Origin of the sequence: Mycobacterium simulans, assembly GCF_900232995.1 — a bacterium.
Classification (GTDB): Bacteria; Actinomycetota; Actinomycetes; order Mycobacteriales; family Mycobacteriaceae; genus Mycobacterium; species Mycobacterium simulans.
Genome location: NZ_OCVX01000003.1, coordinates 1508253 through 1524348 on the forward strand (window position 1 = coordinate 1508253; position 16096 = coordinate 1524348).

General features: G+C 65.5%; 17 protein-coding genes. 13 read left to right on the forward strand and 4 right to left on the reverse strand.

Features of this window, described 5'->3' with window-relative positions:
- Positions 1–762: an Rv3717 family N-acetylmuramoyl-L-alanine amidase gene (locus MSIMFI_RS07585; protein WP_186245201.1), complete on the reverse strand. Its 762-nt coding sequence runs from the start codon at positions 760–762 to the stop codon at positions 1–3.
- 98 nt (positions 763–860) lie between these two features.
- Here MSIMFI_RS07585 and MSIMFI_RS07590 point away from each other — a divergent pair, with 98 nt between their 5' ends.
- From MSIMFI_RS07590 to MSIMFI_RS07600, 3 genes are all read left to right on the forward strand, one after another.
- On the forward strand, positions 861–1259 hold the full coding sequence (locus MSIMFI_RS07590; RefSeq protein WP_191496753.1) for a YbaB/EbfC family nucleoid-associated protein: 399 nt from the start codon (positions 861–863) through the stop codon (positions 1257–1259).
- An 11-nt stretch (positions 1260–1270) separates the two neighbouring features.
- Positions 1271–1882, forward strand: coding sequence for a recombination mediator RecR (gene recR, locus MSIMFI_RS07595; RefSeq protein WP_186245197.1), 612 nt, complete (start codon positions 1271–1273; stop codon positions 1880–1882).
- A 97-nt stretch (positions 1883–1979) separates the two neighbouring features.
- On the forward strand, positions 1980–2798 hold the full coding sequence (locus MSIMFI_RS07600; protein ID WP_224770111.1) for an endonuclease domain-containing protein: 819 nt from the start codon (positions 1980–1982) through the stop codon (positions 2796–2798).
- Here the strand turns inward: MSIMFI_RS07600 and MSIMFI_RS07605 are convergent.
- Positions 2784–3491, reverse strand: coding sequence for a type 1 glutamine amidotransferase (locus MSIMFI_RS07605; protein WP_191496754.1), 708 nt, complete (start codon positions 3489–3491; stop codon positions 2784–2786). The genes MSIMFI_RS07600 and MSIMFI_RS07605 overlap by 15 nt on opposite strands.
- The gene (locus MSIMFI_RS07610) at positions 3484–4713 is read right to left on the reverse strand and encodes a Mur ligase family protein (protein ID WP_191496755.1); all 1230 of its coding nucleotides are present in this window, start codon (positions 4711–4713) and stop codon (positions 3484–3486) included. Before MSIMFI_RS07610 ends, MSIMFI_RS07605 begins: the two co-directional genes overlap by 8 nt.
- Before the next feature lie 105 nt (positions 4714–4818).
- Here MSIMFI_RS07610 and MSIMFI_RS07615 point away from each other — a divergent pair, with 105 nt between their 5' ends.
- From MSIMFI_RS07615 to MSIMFI_RS07625, 3 genes are read left to right on the forward strand one after another with little or no spacing between them, the layout of a single operon-like run.
- Positions 4819–5808 (forward strand): DEDDh family exonuclease, encoded by a 990-nt coding sequence (locus MSIMFI_RS07615; RefSeq protein WP_191496756.1) that lies wholly within the window; start codon positions 4819–4821, stop codon positions 5806–5808.
- A gap of 38 nt (positions 5809–5846) precedes the next feature.
- Positions 5847–6296, forward strand: coding sequence for a hypothetical protein (locus tag MSIMFI_RS07620; RefSeq protein WP_186245188.1), 450 nt, complete (start codon positions 5847–5849; stop codon positions 6294–6296).
- The gene (locus tag MSIMFI_RS07625; RefSeq protein ID WP_191496757.1) at positions 6296–6859 is read left to right on the forward strand and encodes a TetR/AcrR family transcriptional regulator; all 564 of its coding nucleotides are present in this window, start codon (positions 6296–6298) and stop codon (positions 6857–6859) included. Before MSIMFI_RS07620 ends, MSIMFI_RS07625 begins: the two co-directional genes overlap by 1 nt.
- Positions 6860–6942: 83 nt before the next feature.
- On the opposite strand, the gene leuA is transcribed toward MSIMFI_RS07625, so the two are convergent.
- On the reverse strand, positions 6943–8988 hold the full coding sequence (leuA, locus tag MSIMFI_RS07630) for a 2-isopropylmalate synthase (RefSeq protein WP_191496758.1): 2046 nt from the start codon (positions 8986–8988) through the stop codon (positions 6943–6945).
- Positions 8989–9269: 281 nt separating this feature from the next.
- Between leuA and MSIMFI_RS07635 the strand changes: the two genes are divergently transcribed.
- The 7 genes from MSIMFI_RS07635 to MSIMFI_RS07665 all read left to right on the forward strand — a co-directional run bounded on the left by MSIMFI_RS07635 (position 9270) and on the right by MSIMFI_RS07665 (position 16017).
- Entirely contained in the window at positions 9270–10535 is a 1266-nt protein-coding gene (locus tag MSIMFI_RS07635) for an aspartate kinase (protein ID WP_191496759.1), read from the forward strand.
- Positions 10536–11585, forward strand: a complete 1050-nt coding sequence (locus MSIMFI_RS07640) for an aspartate-semialdehyde dehydrogenase (RefSeq protein WP_191496760.1) — start codon at positions 10536–10538, stop codon at positions 11583–11585.
- A 23-nt stretch (positions 11586–11608) separates the two neighbouring features.
- Positions 11609–12721, forward strand: coding sequence for a DUF4185 domain-containing protein (locus MSIMFI_RS07645; RefSeq protein WP_396820164.1), 1113 nt, complete (start codon positions 11609–11611; stop codon positions 12719–12721).
- Positions 12722–12785: 64 nt separating this feature from the next.
- Entirely contained in the window at positions 12786–13130 is a 345-nt protein-coding gene (locus MSIMFI_RS07650) for a hypothetical protein (protein WP_191496761.1), read from the forward strand.
- A 115-nt stretch (positions 13131–13245) separates the two neighbouring features.
- Positions 13246–13656, forward strand: coding sequence for a hypothetical protein (locus MSIMFI_RS07655; RefSeq protein WP_191496762.1), 411 nt, complete (start codon positions 13246–13248; stop codon positions 13654–13656).
- A 172-nt stretch (positions 13657–13828) separates the two neighbouring features.
- Complete coding sequence (locus MSIMFI_RS07660) at positions 13829–15277, forward strand: catalase (RefSeq protein ID WP_191496763.1); 1449 nt, start codon at positions 13829–13831, stop codon at positions 15275–15277.
- 92 nt (positions 15278–15369) lie between these two features.
- Positions 15370–16017 carry a sensor domain-containing protein gene (locus tag MSIMFI_RS07665; protein ID WP_191498072.1) on the forward strand — a complete coding sequence of 216 codons (648 nt, stop codon included), beginning with the start codon at positions 15370–15372 and terminating at the stop codon, positions 16015–16017.
- Positions 16018–16096: the final 79 nt, after the last annotated feature.

Sequence of the window (16096 nt, forward strand, 5' to 3'; positions counted from 1 at the left end):
CTAACGCGCCTGGCCCTGAGTGGCCAGGAAACCTGCGATGCCGCGAACCAGGGCGTCGGCGTACTTCTGCCTACCCTCGGGGGACTCCATCAGCGCCGAGTCTGCGGGATTCTTCATGTTGCCCAATTCGACGAGGATCGACGGATACTGCGCCAGGTTCAGGCCGGCCAAATCCGAGCGTCCGTAAAGGCCGTTTTGGCCGATGTAGTTCGCCGGCGGGATGCCCGACGCCTGCAGTTGGTCGCGCATGACGCGGGCGAACTGCACCGATGGTCCCGCTTGCGCGGCGTTGAGCGGTGGAGATGAGTAGTTGACGTGGAATCCCCGGCCGGTTGCGGGGCCGCCGTCGGCGTGCAGGCTGACGACGGCGTTGGGCCGCAGCGAATTCGCCATGTTGGCGCGCTCGTCAACGCACGGTCCCAGGGCGTTGTCGTTGCCGCGGGACATGGCGGTGCGTACCCCCAGCGCGCTCAGCGCGGCGCGCAATCGCAATGCGGTGTCCCAAGTGAAGGTGTGCTCGGGATAGCCGCCGTTGCTCGACGTTCCGCTGGCCTGGCAGTCCTTGGTGCCGCCGCGACCGGTGGGCACCTGACGGCCGATGGATGCGTCATTGGCTCCGTTGTGACCCGGGTCGATGAACACGACCATGCCGGCGATGTTGGAGGGGACTGCGGTCGCTGTTGGGATGGTCGGCATCGAAGCGGCGACGAGCACCCCGACGACCGTGGCGATTCCGACACGCAGGCTCACTCGTAGGTCCACGGCGCAAAGCTAACGCGGCGCGGTCTACGCTGGGTGTTTCAAATCGCCCGACAACCGCAGGCGAAACCAACTCGAGACCAAGATGCTAGGGGACTGTCATGCAACCCGGAGGCGATATGTCGGCTCTGCTCGCTCAAGCGCAGCAGATGCAACAGAAGCTACTGGAGGCTCAGCACCAGCTGGCCAATTCGGAGGTGCACGGTCAAGCCGGTGGCGGCTTGGTCAAGGTGGTGGTCAAAGGCAGCGGTGAGGTGATCGGGGTGACGATCGACCCCAAGGTCGTCGACCCCAACGACGTCGAGACCCTGCAGGACTTGATCGTCGGTGCGATGCGCGACGCGTCCCAGCAAGTGACGAAGATGGCGCAGGAGCGGCTGGGGGCGCTGGCTGGGGGGATGCGCCCGCCCGGTGCGCCCGGTACGCCCGGCGCGCCCGGAGCGCCGGGGATGCCGCCCAGGCCCCCTGCGCCGCCTGGGGCGCCCGCGCCGGGGGTCTGACCTGCACCACCATGTTTGAGGGACCTGTCCAGGATCTGATCGATGAACTTGGCAAGCTGCCGGGTATCGGACCCAAGAGCGCGCAGCGCATCGCGTTCTACCTGTTGTCGGTCGAACCGTCGGACATCGACCGCCTGACCGTCGTGCTGGCCAAGGTCCGTGACGGTGTGCGGTTCTGTGCGGTCTGCGGCAACGTCTCCGACAACGAGCGTTGCCGAATTTGTTCTGATTCCCGGCGAGATGCATCTGTGGTGTGTGTCGTCGAGGAGCCGAAGGACATCCAGGCCGTCGAGCGCACCCGCGAATTCCGCGGCCGCTATCACGTTCTGGGCGGGGCACTCGATCCGCTGTCCGGTATTGGGCCCGATCAGCTGCGAATTCGTGAGTTGTTGAGCCGTATCGGTGAGCGGGTCGACGATGTCGATATCACCGAGGTGATCATCGCGACCGACCCGAATACCGAGGGTGAGGCGACGGCCACGTACCTGGTGCGGATGCTGCGCGACATCCCCGGTCTGACGGTGACACGGATCGCGTCCGGGCTGCCCATGGGTGGTGACCTGGAATTCGCCGACGAGCTGACTTTGGGCCGCGCGTTGACCGGCCGCCGCGCCATGGTCTGATTTTCGCGAGACTGTAATTCTGCAGGCCCCTTCTCGCACTTTTCCTGCAGATTTACAGCCTCGGTGAATTGTCGGTCTCCGATGCCAACATTCCGGTGTGGCGGCGGTGTTCGTCGGTACCGGTGATGTGACTCGGCACGAGCTGCAACGGTGGTACCGCCCGGTGTATCCAGGGGTTTACGCCCCGAAGCGACATGACATGTCATTGCGAGACCGCACGGCCGGGGCATGGTTGTGGTCTGGGCGACGGGGTGTCATCGCCGGCGTCGCCGCTTCGGCGCTGCATGGCGCGCGGTGGGTCGACGACGACACCCCGATCGAGTTGATCTGGTCCAACACCAGGCCGCCTCAAGGTCTCGTCGTGCGTCACGAAACCTTGCGCGACGACGAGATCACCCAGGTCGCCGGGCTGCCCGTCACCACACTGACGCGTACCGCATACGACCTCGGTAGGCATCTGCCACGTGGTCAGGCTTTGGCGCGGCTCGACGCGCTGATGAGGGCAACCCCATTTTCGACCGAAGACGTGATGCTCCTCGGCAAGCGCCACGCAGGTGCGAGGGGTCTGAAGCGGCTGCGTTCGGTGTTGCCGCTTGTCGACGGCGGTGCGGCGTCACCCAAGGAGACATGGCTGCGTCTGTTGCTCGTCGACGGCGGATTGCCGGCTCCGGAGACGCAGATTCCGGTGAACGCGAACTGGCGATCGGTGGCCGTCCTCGACATGGGCTGGGAGGAATTGAAGGTGGCCGTCGAATATGACGGGGATCACCATCGCAGCGACCGCCGCCAATATGCGCACGACCAGTGGCGGCTACGCAAGCTGGAGCAACTGGGTTGGATCGTTATCCGAGTGATCGCCGAGGACAGGCCGGAGGATGTCCTGCAGCGCGTGCGCGAGGCCCTAGCGCACCGCTAGTCGCTCGCGGCGTAACAAGTCCACCTCGGGCAGATCCAACGGCGGCAACGACCCCACCACCTTGGTCAGCAGCAGGTCCGCAAGCTCCGGGTTGCGGGCCAGGCACGGCCCGTGCATATAGGTCGCGACCATGCTGCCCTGAACCGCGCCGTCAAAGCCGTCACCTGCCCGGTTGCCCGCGCCCTTGACCACCGCTCCCAGTGGCGACGCCGCCGAGCCGAGGACGGTGCCGCCTCGGTGGTTCTCGAAGCCGGTCAATCGCGCCTTCAGGCCGGCCAGCAACGGCTTGCTAATTACCTCGCCGATGGTGCGTGCATCTTGCGGTGCGGTAGTCACATCCAGCAGGCCGACGCCGTCAACCCGTTCGCCCGACGACGTCTCGTACCAGTGCCCGAGCACCTGAATGGCCGCACAGATTGCCAGCACGGGTGCGCCACGTTCGGCCGCGCGCTGCAACCCGGGGTATCGAATGAGGTGCCGGGTGGCCAACCGCTGTGCGTAGTCTTCGGCGCCGCCCAGCGTGTAGAGGTCAAGTGAGTCCGGCACCGGATCGGCCAGCGTGATCTCGACGATCTCGGCGGCGATTCCCCTTAGCAAGAGCCGTTGGCGCAGCACCACGGCGTTGCCACCGTCGCCGTAGGTGCCCATCACGTCGGGCAGCACCAGCCCGATCCGCACGCTCGATTCAGCCATGTCGTTCCAATGCTCGTTGCAGCTGCAGGAACGCGGTGTAGTTGGCGACGACCTCAACCCGCCCGGGTGGGCAGGATGCGATGGCCGCGATGGTGTCGTGCACCAGGGTGTGCTGCACACCGGCATAGCCCAGGCGAACGGCCAGGTCGGTGCCGCGTTCCCCGGCGGCCACCACCGGAGTCTCTTCGAAGTGTTCAAACCGCACGTCCCACAACCACGACAGGTCCTCGCCGTCGGGCACCTGCCCATTGACCGAGATGACCACACCGGCCGCGTGCTTGTCCACCATGGACAGCGCTTCCTGCCAGCCGGCCGGGTTCTTGGCCAGCAGGATCCGTGCTTCGTGCGCGCCAATGCGGACGGTCCGGTAGCGCCCGGCGACTTCGTCGACCCCGGAGGCGGCCGCAACCGCCAATGTCGGGTCAGCGCCCAGCGTGACGGCCGCGGCGACTGCCTGGGCGGCGTTGCCGCGATTGACCGCGCCAGGCAGCGCCAGCTGCATCGGTAGGGCCAGACCGTCGGGCCCGTAAAGGGTGTCGGCGTCGAACCACCAATGCGGACTGGGGCGCTTGAAGTCGGCGCCGGTGCTATACCAGTGGCCCCGGTCGCGGACGATGACCTCGCCACTGCGGGGGCAGCTGACCGAGTCGCTCGACCACGCGCCGCCCGCGGCCACCCACACCACCTTCGGGCTGTCGTAGGCAGCCGAGGTCATCAGCACGTCGTCGCAGTTGGCTACCACGACGGCATTGGGATGTCTGGCCAACCCGGCCCGCAGCGTGCGTTCGATGACGTTGATCTCGCCGACCCGGTCCAGCTGGTCGCGTGACAGGTTGAGTAAGACGATGACGCTCGGTTCAACCGCATCTGAGACGTGCGGTACGTGCATCTCGTCGACCTCAAGCGCCGCTAGCGCGGCCCGGCGATCAGCGGCCAGCGCGGCCACCAGGCCGGCATCCATATTGGCGCCTTCGGCGTTGGTGGCCACCGGCCCCAAGGTGCCCAGGGCGGTCGCTGTCATCCGAGTGGTAGTCGACTTGCCGTTGGTACCGGTGACGATGACCGTTCGCCGGCCCGCCCCGAGCTGACGCAGCACGGAGCGGTCCAGGGTCATCGCGACCAGTCCGCCGATCATGGCCCCGGCCCCACGACCGGTGACCCGCGACGCCCAGCGCGCACTCGCCCCCGCGGCGAGGGCCAGGCGTGCGCGGGCGGTAACCACCCGGGCAGTTTAAAGGCGAGGGCTGCGGTCACCTCATTTAGTTCAACTGCCGACACGATGCGCGGCGGCGCCGGAGATGTCGGTTGGACATGTCATCCTCATCGTGTGAGCCACATCTGGGGACGGCCAGCCAGTCACCCGGACGAGGGTTGGGCCGTGATCGATGTCGAGACCTCCGGCTTTCGCCCCGGTCAGGCCAGGATCATCAGTCTTGCCGTACTCGGCCTGGACGCCGCCGGCCGGGTGGAGCAATCCGTGGTCAGCCTGCTCAATCCCGGCGTGGACCCCGGCCCCACCCACGTGCACGGCCTGACCGCCGCCATGCTGGAAGATCAGCCGCAATTCGCCGACATCGTCGGCGACGTCGTGGAGGTGCTGCGTGGCCGCACGCTGGTGGCGCACAATGTCGCGTTCGACTATGCCTTTCTGGCTGCGGAAGCGGAGTTCGCTCAAGCGGAACTTCCGGTCGATACCGTCATGTGCACGGTTGAGCTGGCCCGACGGCTAGAGCTCGGCATCGACAATCTGCGCCTGGAGACCCTGGCCGCACATTGGGGCGTGACCCAGGAACGGCCGCACGATGCGTTCGACGACGCGCGAGTGTTGACCGGCATCCTGGCAGCTTCCCTCGGGCGCGCTCGCGAACGTGACGTCTGGCTGCCGGTGCATCCGGTGACCCGGCGGCGGTGGCCCAACGGTCGGGTGACCCACGACGAGTTGCGACCGCTGAAGGCGCTGGCCTCCCGGATGCCCTGCCCGTATCTCAACCCGGGCCGCTATGTGACGGGCAGGCCCCTGGTCCAGGGAATGCGGGTGGCGCTGGCCGCCGAGGTGGCACGCACACACGACGAACTCGTCGAGCGGATCCTGCACGCCGGGCTGGCCTACACCGATGCAGTCGACCGCGACACCTCCCTGGTGGTCTGCAACGACGCCACCCCCGAGCAGGGCAAGGGCTACCACGCATTGCAGCTAGGGGTACCCGTGGTTTCCGACGCGCTGTTCATGGACCGTGTCGGTTCGGTAATCGGTGGCAGAAGCATGGAGGAGTTCGCCGACGCCACCCTGGTCGACGAGCAGTTCGCGCTTTTCTAACTTGCACTACTACAGTAGTAGTGGCAGCGTTGGGCAGCATGATTAGCACTACGAACGTAGTAGACCAGGATTCCTGGTGGACGACCTACCGCAAACATGGCTACTTCTTCCGTCAAGCGGCCCTGCTGACCATTTCGCTTGGCGTCGCAATGCACGTCTATCGGGTGATCTTCGGCGACGCGCTTACCCTCCAACACGTGGTGACAGTGACCAACGACAGGATCCTGCTCATCCCGATGACATACGCGGGCATTACCGGCATCCTGGTGTGGCGCCGCATTGCGTTCGCCAATAATCGGCATCGGGCGCTGTTCACGGGATCGGTCGTCTACATCGCGGGCAGCGTGCCGCTACACGTGTACTGCTCCTACGTGATCATGGACACCTCGGTCGTGACCTGGTTCCCGATGTGGTTCAGCTACTTCTTGCTGCTCGTGCTCTACCCGGTGTTTCTCACGCTGTTCTGGCGGCTGCGCTACAAATACTGATGCCCTCAAATCCCGAACGTCGCCTTCAGATCCTCGACGCCGCCATCGGCATACTCGCCGACACGGGCGTCGGGGGTCTGACGCATCGCCAGGTCGATGACCGGGCGGGTCTACCTCCGGGCACCACATCGAACTACTACCGGACACGCCAGGCCCTGCTCGAAGCCACGGCAGCCCGCACCGTGGATCTGCATTGGCAACGCGTCGAGGCGTTGCGGGCCGGGATCGGATCGCTCACCCGCGACGGCGTCAAGACGCTCATGACGCGGCTGCTCTCCGATCCTGATGAGCAGTTTCGTCGTTTCACGCTGGCGCGGTTCGAGCTGTTCATGGAGGGCACGCGGCGGCCCGAGCTGCTGCCATTCTTGAAGGACCTACAGGCCGCTGCGGTGAAGTCCGCCACGCTCATCATCGAGGCGGCGGGTTTCACGCCAACGGCCCAACAAATGGACGAGCTGAGCCGCCTGCTCAACGGATATGCGTTCAGCAACCTCACGATTCCCGGTGCCGATAACCCGGCCGGGCTGGTCGACCGATTACTGCGCGTGTTTTTCGAGGCTTAGCACTGTCAGCCGCCCACGTGCCTGGCGCGGGTGTCCGCGGCGCGACTTCCCCTGCGCCTGACCCCGCTCCGGTATCGGCGTTCTCACCGTCCATTGCTGGCCCGATTGACCGCTGAAACGACGGCGCGCAGCGACGCGGTAGTGATCGACGGCGCAATGCCCACGCCCCACACCGTTCGGCGGGGGCTGTCTGCGTGCCGACCCGCTTCGCCCGGCTCCGCCGCGCTCGCGATCGGCGCGGGGCTGTCTGCGGGCCGCCCCGCTTCGCCCGGCTCCGCCGCGCTCGCGATCGGCACGGGGCTGTCTGCGCGCCGACCCGCTTCGCCCGGCTCCGCCGCGCCCGCGATCGGCACGGGGCTGTCTGCGTGCCGACCCGCTTCGCCCGGCTCCGCCGCGCTCGCGATCGGCACGGCTACCGAAACCTCAACGTAAGCAGCCGCCTGAGCATCGTCGCCGGAACTCATCGCGTGTTCGGAGTAATCCAGGACCGCCACGTCGAACCCGACGCCGCCAAGCGCATGGACGAACGCAGCCAACGGGCCGTTGCCCGAACCGCTGATCTCGGTCTCGACCCCGTTGACCTTGACGGTCGCCTTGATGCTGGTAGTGCCGCCGTCCTCGTCGGACGCATCGACATGCTGCTTCATGCGCTCCAGCGGCCACACCGGGGCCAGGTACTCCTCGGCGAACGCATCCCACATCTCCTTCGGCGAGACCTCACCCCCCTCGCCCGCCGTGCCCTCTGCGATCTCTTGGATCACGCGGGAGAACTCGATCTGCAGCCGTCGCGGCAGGGCCAGGCCGTAGTCCGCCTTCATGATGTATGCCACCCCGCCCTTGCCGGACTGCGAGTTGACCCGGATCACCGCCTCGTAGGTGCGCCCGACGTCCTTGGGGTCGATCGGCAGATAGGGCACCTGCCAGAGCATGTCGTCCACGTCGGTGTCGGCGGCGTCGGCGTCGAACTTCATCGCGTCCAGGCCCTTGTTGATGGCGTCCTGGTGGCTACCCGAGAACGCGGTATAGACCAGGTCCCCGCCGTAGGGGTGACGCTCATGCACCGGCAGCTGATTGCAGTACTCCACCGTGCGCCGGATCTCGTCGATATTGGAGAAGTCGATCTGCGGGTCCACGCCGCGGGAAAACAGGTTCATGCCCAGCGTTACCAGGCACACGTTGCCGGTTCGCTCGCCGTTGCCGAACAGGCAGCCCTCGATCCGGTCGGCGCCGGCCTGGTAGCCCAATTCGGCTGCGGCGACGGCGGTTCCGCGGTCGTTGTGCGGATGCAGGCTCAGGATGACCGACTCGCGGTTGGCCAGGTTGCGGCTCATCCATTCGATGGAGTCGGCGTAGACGTTGGGGGTTGCCATCTCGACGGTGGCGGGCAGGTTGAAGATGATCGGGTTGTCCGGCGTCGGTTGGATGACTTCGCCGACGGCGTCGCACACCTGCTTGGCGTACTCGAGCTCGGTGCCGGTATAGGACTCCGGCGAGTACTCGAACCGCCACCGCGTGTCCGGATATTTCGCGGCCTCCTCGACACACTTGCGCGCCCCATCCACCGCGATGGCCTGTACGGCGGTGCGGTCGGCTCGAAAGACCACGCGGCGCTGCAGGATCGACGTCGAGTTGTAGAAGTGCACGATTGCTCGGGCTGCACCCGAACACGCCGCGAAGGTGCGCTCGATCAGCTCGGGGCGGCATTGGGTCAGCACCTGGATGGTGACGTCGTCGGGAATGGCGCCCTGCTCGATGATCTCGCGGACGAAGTCGAAGTCGGTTTGGCTCGCCGACGGGAACCCGACCTCGATCTCCTTGTAGCCCATGCGGACCAGCAGGTCGAACATGCGGCGCTTGCGGGCCGGGCTCATCGGATCGATCAGCGCTTGGTTGCCGTCGCGCAGATCGACCGCGCACCACAGGGGCGCGCGGCCGATGACCCGGTCGGGCCAGGTACGGTCGGCGAGCCGGATGGGCTCGACCTCATCGGCGAATGGCCGGTACCGGTTGACCGGCATCGAGGTACCCCGCTGGGGATTCCAGACGGGCTGACCGGGTCTGGGTGGGCCCGCGGGTTTCACAATGGTGCGGGCTGACCGATAGGCGTCGGGTGAATCGGAAATTGTCACGGTAGTTGCTCCGGGGAAGTTAGAAGGAACCTCAGACCGGCGCATCGCGAACGACCCGCGACGGGAAGCCGGTCTGGATCAGACCCCGTCGCGGCGTCCGAGGAGGAGCACCCGCTGCACGTGCTGAACTCTACCGCTAGTGGCGCCTCGACCAAAACCCGCGGTCTGAGCCGCCGAGCGTGGGCTTATGGACGGTTTCGTCGCAGTTTCCGTGCTTAGAACCCACACTCGGCCACAACGTATTCTGTTGTGGACTTATCGCCAAGCCGGGAAGGGATTCAGTGGCGCTCGTCGTGCAGAAGTACGGCGGATCCTCGGTGGCCGATGCCGACCGGATCCGCCGCGTCGCTGAGCGCATTGTCGAGACCAAAAAGCAGGGCAACGACGTCGTCGTAGTCGTCTCGGCGATGGGCGACACCACCGATGACCTGCTGGACCTGGCTCAGCAAGTATGCCCAGCCCCACCGCCCCGGGAATTGGACATGCTGCTGACCGCCGGCGAACGCATCTCCAACGCGTTGGTAGCCATGGCAATCGAATCGCTGGGCGCGCATGCCCGGTCATTCACCGGTTCGCAAGCCGGCGTGATTACTACGGGCACTCACGGCAACGCGAAGATCATCGACGTCACCCCCGGACGTCTGCGAACGGCGCTCGACGAAGGCCGGATCGTGTTGGTCGCCGGTTTCCAAGGCGTCAGCCAGGACACCCGCGACGTCACCACCCTGGGGCGCGGGGGGTCGGACACCACGGCGGTCGCCATGGCCGCGGCCCTGGGCGCCGACGTCTGCGAGATCTACACCGATGTGGACGGCATCTTCAGCGCAGACCCACGAATCGTGCACAACGCACGCAAGTTGGACACGGTGACTTTCGAGGAAATGCTCGAGATGGCGGCCTGCGGCGCCAAGGTGCTGATGCTGCGTTGCGTGGAATACGCACGCCGTCACAACATTCCGGTGCATGTCCGATCGTCGTACTCGGACAAACCAGGCACCATCGTCGTCGGATCAATCAAGGACATAGCCATGGAAGACCCCATCCTGACCGGAGTCGCGCACGACCGCAGCGAGGCCAAGGTGACCGTTGTCGGGCTCCCCGACATACCGGGGTACGCCGCCAAGGTGTTTCGCGCTGTCGCCGACGCCGACGTGAATATCGACATGGTGCTGCAGAACGTCTCCAAGGTCGAGGACGGCAAGACCGACATCACCTTCACCTGCTCCCGCGACAGCGGGCCCACCGCGGTGGCCAAGCTGGACGCGCTCAGGAACGAGATCGGCTTCACCCAACTGCTCTACGACGACCACATCGGCAAGGTGTCGCTGATCGGGGCGGGCATGCGCAGCCATCCCGGGGTTACGGCGACGTTCTGTGAGGCGCTCGCCGCGGTCGGGGTCAACATCGAGCTGATCTCAACTTCCGAGATCCGCATCTCGGTGTTGTGCCGTGACACCGAACTGGACAAGGCCGTCGTCGCGTTGCATGAGGCGTTCGGTCTCGGTGGCGAGGAGGAGGCGACGGTGTATGCGGGGACGGGGCGGTAAATGGGTGCGTCAACAGGCTTGTCAATAGGGATAGTCGGGGCCACCGGACAGGTGGGCCAGGTGATGCGCACCCTGCTCGACGAGCGCGACTTTCCGGCCGAATCCGTGCGGTTCTTCGCCTCGGCCCGCTCCCAGGGTCGCAAGCTGACCTTCCGCGGCCAAGAGATCGAGGTCGAAGACGCCGAAACCGCCGACCCGAGAGGGCTGGACATCGCGTTATTCTCCGCCGGCGCGTCGATGTCGAGGGTGCAGGCGCCGCGGTTCGCCGCGGCCGGAGTGACGGTGATCGACAACTCGTCGGCGTGGCGCAAAGACCCGGACGTGCCGTTGGTGGTGTCGGAGGTGAACTTCCAGCGCGACGCCGCCAAGCGACCCAAAGGCATCATCGCCAACCCGAACTGCACCACCATGGCCGCCATGCCGGTGCTGAAGGTGCTGCACGACGAGGCCCAACTGGTGCGGATCGTTGTGTCGACTTATCAGGCGGTGTCGGGCAGCGGCCTGGCCGGGGTGGACGAATTGGCCACGCAGGCGCGTGCTGTCATCGGCGACGCCGAGCAGCTGGTGCATGATGGCGACGCTCTGGATTTCCCGGCGCCAAGCAAATACGTTGCGCCGATTGCATTTAACGTCGTGCCACTAGCCGGATCGCTGGTCGACGACGACTCCGGCGAAACCGACGAGGACCAGAAGCTGCGGCACGAGAGCCGCAAGATCCTCGGCATTCCCGACCTGTTGGTCAGCGGCACCTGTGTGCGGGTCCCGGTGTTCACCGGCCACTCGCTGTCGATCAATGCCGAATTCGCCCGGCCGCTCTCGCCGGAGTGGGCCCGCGAACTTCTCGACGGAGCCCCCGGCGTGAAACTCGTCGATGTACCTACACCGCTGGCCGCCGCCGGAGTCGACGAATCACTGGTCGGCCGCATCCGCCAGGACCCCGGAGTCCCCGACGGGCGTGGCCTGGCGTTGTTCGTTTCGGGGGACAACTTGCGCAAGGGGGCGGCGCTGAACACTATTCAGATCGCCGAACTGCTGGCTTCTGAATTGTGATCCGCGGGCATACCGCGGTCTTGTTGTGTTTGGTTGTGCCCCAATTTGTTTGGGGTGCGTCTTGGACCGCACACGCCGATCCAGCGGCGCCCGCGCCGGAGCCGATCCTGCAGCCACTGGCGCCAGGTCAGGTATTGCGGATCGGCCCGACGGCCGGTACCGGAACGCCCACCGGGGATTACGGCATCGGCGCCACCGACTTGTGCGAGTTCGTCGAATTCCCCAGCCAACTGCTGCAGGTCTGCGGCGACAGCTTCGCCGGTCAGGGCGTCGGATTCGGTGGCTGGTACTCGCCGGTCGCGTTGCACGTCGACACCGAGTCGGTCGACGACCCTGCCGGAGTGCGCTACACCGGCGTCACCGGTGTGAGCAAGCCGTTGCTGGCCGATCCCACGCCGCCGGGGGATTCGCAGCTGCCCGCCGGGGTGGTGCAGATCAACCGGCGCAACTATCTGATGGTGGCAACGACGAAAGACCTGGAGCCGTTGAACTCGCGGCTAGTGGTTGCCGAACCGGCGCGCGGCGGCTGGCAGACCGTTCCGGGATCACGGCGCGAGGCCTCCTACCAGGGAGCCCGTCAGACGCAGATCAGCGGGTACTACGACCCCGTGCCCAAACCGGATTCGCAGAGTGGCTGGGTGTACATCGTGGCCAACAGCTTCACCCGTAGAGAACCAGTGGTGCTCTACCGGGCGACTCCGGAAACGTTCACCGACCGCTCCCGCTGGCAGGGCTGGGCGGCCGGCCCCAACGGCGGATGGAACAAGCCACCGACACCGCTGTGGCCCGACCAGGTGGGCGAGATGAGCATCCGACAGATCGACGGCCAGACCGTGCTGTCGTATTTCAACGCCAGCACCGGCGACATGGAAGTTCGGGTGGCGAACGACCCTACGTTGCTGGGTGACGCGCCGGTGACCACGGTGGTGCAACACGACGACTGGCCCGACCCGGCGGACAGCCTGCCGCCACCGTACGACAACCGGCTCGCGCAGCCGTACGGAGGCTACATTTCGCCCGGATCCACGCTTGATGAGCTACGGATTTTCGTCAGCCAGTGGAATAACACCGATCCGCGTGCCAGCGCGCCCTACCGGGTGATTCAGTTCGCGGTCAACCCGTTCAAGCCGGAATAGGGTCCTTAGCTCACAGCTGCTACATAAGTAACGCATAGCCGCGACTATTGTTTGCCCAGGCATCATGCGTCTCATGAGTGAAACTTCTACCGCAGTAGCCCCACCGCCGCCGGCAGTCCCACCGGCGTACCAGATCCCCAAAGTCTTCAAAGCTGCAGCCTGGGTAGCCATCGTCGCCGGGATCGTGTTCATCGTCTCGGTCATCTTCTTCACCGGCTTCCGGCTGGGCATGCTCACCGGGCACGGCGGCGGCCATCACCACCGGCATCACTTCAAGCATGGGATGATGCACCGTCTTCCAAACAGTGGGGCGCCGGCGGTCAATCCTGGTACCGGGCCGGCCGGACCCGGGCAGGTGCCGACGTCGGTGGCGCCATCGATCGCGCCCTCGCCGACACCCGGTCGGTAGCGCACCCACACCTACGAGCCCGGTGTTCAGCAGAGCACCGGGCTACGTCAATTCATGACAACTTTGTCGTCGGAACCCTTTACGGTTATGCCGGCCTGAGCGGATATTCAAAGATATGAGCGAAACACCGGAAACCCCAGCCCCCGTCGCAACAGCTCCGCCTCCGCCGCCGCCGGCATGGGAGAAGCCGGCCCGGCTCTACCGGGTCGCAGCATGGGTGGTGATCATCGCCGGGATCGTTTTCATCGTGTCGACGATATTCTTCGCCGGCGCCATAGTGGCCGGCGGCGGCAAGTGCCATCACCACCGCCACCACTACGGCATTTTCCGAACTGGCGGTCCTGGAGGCCCCGGCCCGGGGGCCGGGTGGTACTGGTTCCAGGGAGGACCTCCCCCTGCGGGTATCGGTCCTGGCTTCCTGCCCGGCCCACCGCCGCCTGGGGTGGGCGGTCCCGGTGGTCCCGTTCCTCTTCCACCGCCGACATCGGGTCCTGCAACACTCCCCACTAGTCCTCCCGGACGCTAGCGGCTGGACTTTCATCCGTTTCTCGACTCGTTCCAGAAAAGGCGGATACTGGTTGGCGTGACCGCTGTGTCGGGTGATCACGTGCCTGGGCTCTGCCGCGGGATGCCTGCTGCGCGGTAGCGCGCTGAAAGCGCTTGATACCTAACCTTATTCGGCAAGGAGGAGATAGCGAATGACGAAACGCTACACCACCACTGACGGCGGCGGCCCCGCACCAAGTGACGACCAATCGTTGTCCATCGGACCCGACGGCCCGATTCTGCTGCAGGACCACTACCTCATCGAGCAGATGGCGATGTTCAACCGGGAACGCATCCCGGAACGTCAACCGCACGCCAAGGGCGGCGGCGCGTTCGGCCACTTCGAGGTGACCAACGACGTCAGCAAGTACACCAGCGCCGCGGTTTTTCAGCCGGGTACCAAGACCGACACACTGATCCGGTTCTCCACCGTCGCCGGTGAGCGTGGCAGCCCAGACACCTGGCGGGATCCGCGCGGTTTCGCGCTGAAGTTCTATACGTCGGAGGGCAACTTCGACATGGTCGGCAACAACACGCCGATCTTCTTCGTACGCGATCCGCTGAAGTTCCAGCACTTCATCCGGTCGCAGAAGCGCATGGCCGCAACCAATCTGCGCGACCACAACATGCAGTGGGACTTCTGGACTCTCTCGCCCGAGTCGGCGCATCAGGTGACGTGGCTAATGGGTGATCGGGGCATCCCCAAGAGCTGGCGGCACATGAACGGCTACAGCAGCCACGCCTACAGCTGGATCAACTCCGGCGGCGAGGTCTTCTGGGTGAAGTACCACTTCAAGACCGATCAGGGCGTCGACTTCCTGACACAGGAGGAGGCCGACCGCCTGGCCGGCGAAGACGGTGACTACCACCTGCGCGATCTCTACGAGGCCATTGAGCGTGGTGAGTTTCCGAGCTGGACGCTCAAGATGCAGATCATGCCGTTCGAGGAGGCCAAGACCTACCGCTTCAACCCGTTCGATCTGACCAAAGTGTGGCCGCACGGCGACTATCCGTTGATCGATGTCGGCAAGCTGACGCTGGACCGCAACGTCACCGACTACCACACGGAGATCGAGCAGGCCGCCTTCGAGCCCAACAACATCGTGCCGGGCACCGGATTGAGCCCCGACAAGATGTTGCTGGCTCGCGGCTTCTCCTACGCCGATGCACACCGTGCCCGGCTAGGAACCAATTACAAGCAGATACCGGTCAATACGCCGAAAGTAGAGGTGCACAGCTACTCCAAAGACGGGGCAATGCGCATCCACAACGTCTCGGATCCGGTCTATGCGCCCAACTCCTACGGTGGCCCGCAAGCCGACCCGGCACGCGCCGCCGAGGTGCGCTGGTACGCCGACGGTGAGATGGTCCGGACCGCGTACACGCTGCGGGCCGAGGACGACGATTGGGGACAGGCCGGCACCTTGGTGCGCGAAGTTCTCGACGATGCCGCCCGGGAACGCTTGGTGCACAACATCGTTGGACATGTCTCCAAGGGCGTGAACGAGCCGGTGCTGTCACGGGTGTTCGAGTACTGGCGCAACGTAGACGCCGATCTTGGCAAGAAAGTCGAGGAGGGGGTTCGGGCCAATCTGAGCTAGGCATCCAACGTCGAGTTGTTGGGCGGTTTGGACGACGCATTTCGGCCTGACAACTCGACGTTCGTCGCGCCTGGCATGATCGGGCCATGACGATGCGCGTCACCGTCGCGGCGTTGAGCTGCGGCCTGGGTATCGCCGGAATGCTCGCAGTGCCGGTCGCCGCTGCGAACCCGTCGGAGCCGGGAGTGGTGAACTACGCGGTCCTAGGCAGAGGATCGGTCGGCAATATCGTCGGCGGCCCAATGGGGTGGGAGTCGGTGTTCACCGAGCCCTTCCAGGCGTTTTGGGTCGACGAGCCGGTGTGCAACAACTGGGCGGACATCGGGCTGCCCGAGGTGTACAACGATCCCGACCTCGCGTCGTTCAACGGAGCCACCACGCAGACGTCGGCCACCGACCAAACCCACTACGTCAAGCAGGCGGTTGGGGTGTTCGCTACCGCAGACGCCGCCGACCGGGCCTTCCACCGTGTTGTCGACCGGACCGTGGGTTGCTCAGGGCAGACCACCGCGATGCACTTGGACAACGGAATCACCCAGGTGTGGTCGTTCGCCGGTGGACCGGCGACCGGCACCGATATGGCGTGGACCAAGCAGGAGGCGGGCACCGATCGTCGCTGCTTCGATCAAACCCGGCTGCGCGAAAATGTGTTGCTGCAGGCCAAGGTCTGCCAGTCGGGCAACGCCGGTCCCGCGGTGAACGTGCTGGCTGGCGCGATGCAGAACACTCTGGGCCAGTAACTGGGCTACGTAGTGGGCGGGAATTTGGGTATTCGTCTACCCCGTGCGGCCACTACGTTCGGGAATATGTCGGTGCGAT